The following is a 2,805-nucleotide window of genomic DNA, read 5'->3' as shown; positions in this document are numbered from 1 at the left end:
GATGAGAGCTTCGAAGTGTTGGAGCAATTTGCTGGACAAAGTTCAATCGCTCAGCTGCTTGAAAAGGCGCAGCAAATTGGGGCAATACCTCTGGATCGTAATCTGCATAACGATGTTTTAATGTATGAAAGGACCGCCCGGTTTCACGAGGCGCTGCAGGCGTACCAAGTCCCAACGCTGCCAATTGAGATACATCAGTTTTATGCCACCGAGGCTCTCTTCAGTTCTCGGGCACGACAAGCTAAGAGTTCATTATGCTCAGAGGCACGTTCGCCTATGCGCGGCTGGGACCGGGTCTTGAGTCCGGGGGCCATTACTGCCGTACCGATTGTAGGCGACCACGTGACGATGATGAGTGTTCTGGAAAACCGCAAGGCTCTGGCCCGAGCTATTTCTACGCCCTTAGCCGGGGTTCTTGAAAAAGATCCCTAGCGAACTGCACCGAAGGTTCTGGCACCCAGACGAGGTTCAGTCTCGGATCGCGACAATCCCCACATGTCGGAGAGTTCTGGCTCGGTGATCCAAAGATGGGAAGCATATGTGGTCTGCCGCCGCTGCTGATCGACGACCGAGTCGAGCAATTCCAAGGCCAAGCTGCATTGGCTGAGCTTCTCATTCGAAAAGCTCAAAGGGACCAGATAGAATGGAGACTATCACCATTGATCAACAGAACATCCTCGTCGGCATCCGTCCAATAGAACCGGCTGACGACTCCACCTTGTACGCTTCCGAAGTTACCTCGTTGGGACGCGCTGTTGCCAAAGTTCGCCGCCAAAGCGGTGCTGCAAGAGTAGTTGCCAGAACACTCCTTGGGCAACTGGGATTCCCACAACTGCCGATCCTAAAGACGCGCTCGGGTGTTCCGATCTGGCCACCCGGCATCGTCGGATCTTTGGCGCACCACGATACCGTAGCAGCCGCCGCCATTGCAGGGACGAAAAGGATTGCGGCTCTCGGCATCGACATTGAGCCTAATGAACCTCTGCCGGAGAACCTGATCGAATTGATTGCCACCCCTAACGAGCAACGCATGTACGATCTGCATCTGCTCAAGCGGCGGGACCTCTTCGTTTTGAAGGAGGCGGTATATAAGGCGTATTTTCCACTGTACAATCATTTCATTGAATTCAAGGACGTGGAAATTGATATCTCTGCACGATTAGGGTACGTGGCGAAGGCAAATTGCACGTTTTCGCTCGAGTTACTTATTTCCAATAATGTAATCGGGTTGGCGTATTCGAGGCCGACATGCGGTGACCTTGCCCCGCTGATCTAATCCGGTTGACGTTCGTTCTGGCCCATCGAGAAGACCAGGACATGAAACGTAGCCGCTTTTCTGAAGAGCAGATCATCCGAATTTTTGAAGGAACATGAGGACGGGGTTTCGGTTCGCGATCTGTGCCGCCTCCACCGAATTGACGTGGACCGTGCCGCGAACATATTCGTGGCTGGAATGCTTCACGGTCTCATGTTTGGCAAAACTCTCGCCGATGAAATGAATGCCTTCGCCTCATCGCTCATCAAATACGCGTGGGTTTCGATCTGTATTTCAATCGCACGTTCGGCAGCACGCAACGAAAGGCCGGTCACGACCGCGGCACGTGCGTCACCGGCCGGACCGCCGGGCGTGACGTCGGCCGCTGCACCACCGCCATGACCGACTCTTTCTCCGTATTCGCCTGACCTCTCCGGCCCCGTCCCCGAGGTGGGTCATCCGGCCGCTTTCGGGGACTTCCCCCCAAGGTGGAAATGGTCGATCTCGACCGTGCCGTCGAGCATGTTTTCCCGCGCCGCCATCAGCCGCAGGGCGTGTGACCCATGCGCAAGGCCGTCGGTTGGCTCACGCCAAGGATCTCGGCGAGCCGGACCGAGGACAAGCGCTTGTCCGACTGGAGCATCAGCCGCATGGCTTTCAGCCAAACACGCAAGGCAGCTTGGTCGAATGCAGCGGGGTATGGGTCGTCACCGTGAACTGGAACTGGCAAGCGCCATTGGAGTATTAATAAAGACCCGGTCGCGCACGCCGCTTGCCTGTATCGCGGCCGGCAAGCGCGATCGAACGCTTGTAACCACAGGCCGGACAGGTTCTGTGTTCTGGCCACACCGTGGTTTCCAGCAATCGCCGGCGATGCTCTTCATCCCGGAAGGCCACGATCATTTCCTCAACGGCCCGAATGTTGGAAAGCGCCGGGAGCATCGTTTCAGGCATTCTCATCCCCTCCAGATCACCGTCCTGCAGGGGAAGGCCATGACCACAAGCCTTTAGCTGTCTTTAGTTGACGAGCGTGCGACGGGCGAATTGTCTATGGAACCTACCCTGACCCCGAACGGCCGAAAAACGGCAAACCCGCCAACCTGCTCGTTGCGCGGGGGTAGTACCGGGAGAGCCGCGAGATTTTTCAGCTTCAGCGGCGGACGGCCTCGACCTCATAACCGGCGTGGTACTGGTGCCGTATCTCGGCCGCCGGTTGGGCGTGGGTTGGACGGCGCTGGAGGTACTCCCGGGGATGATGATGGCGGCCGCGCCGCTCGATGTAACGGGCGAGCGCGTAGAGAGACGATTTGCGGGATACCGCGACAACTTTACACTCGCCGGTGACGTCGGAGACCTCTACGAACATAAATGCGACAACGTTTTCAGCTTGCCGCGTCTACGAGCCGGAGTCCCTCGCCATCCTAGGCCAGCGAGCCTTCGCCCGACTCATCAACTTGGAAGGCCCCGATCTCCCTCCGAGGAACCCGAACGATATTGCGATCATAGCCCACCCCAGACGGGCCATGGGTAACATCTGGAGGTACCTGCCG

At 57.2% G+C, this 2,805-nt stretch carries 2 protein-coding genes and 1 pseudogene; 2 read left to right on the top strand and 1 reads right to left on the bottom strand.

The features are described from left to right. Together AC0L2A_RS35935 and AC0L2A_RS35930 are read left to right on the top strand one after the other, a co-directional pair. Positions 1-432: hypothetical protein (locus tag AC0L2A_RS35935; RefSeq protein WP_473612916.1), on the top strand; the 432-nt coding region annotated here is incomplete at its 5' end. A gap of 211 nt (positions 433-643) precedes the next feature. After that, on the top strand, positions 644-1,276 hold the full coding sequence (locus tag AC0L2A_RS35930; protein ID WP_473612915.1) for a 4'-phosphopantetheinyl transferase family protein: 633 nt from the start codon (positions 644-646) through the stop codon (positions 1,274-1,276). A gap of 129 nt (positions 1,277-1,405) precedes the next feature. On the opposite strand, the pseudogene AC0L2A_RS35925 reads toward AC0L2A_RS35930, so the two are convergent. Continuing rightward, a pseudogene (locus tag AC0L2A_RS35925) lies at positions 1,406-2,209 on the bottom strand (IS1595 family transposase); the annotation flags it as partial. Positions 2,210-2,805: the final 596 nt, after the last annotated feature.

The sequence above is a fragment of the Mesorhizobium sp. WSM4844 genome, assembly GCF_055811775.1.
This window is presented reverse-complemented; position numbering and strand designations above follow the sequence as displayed.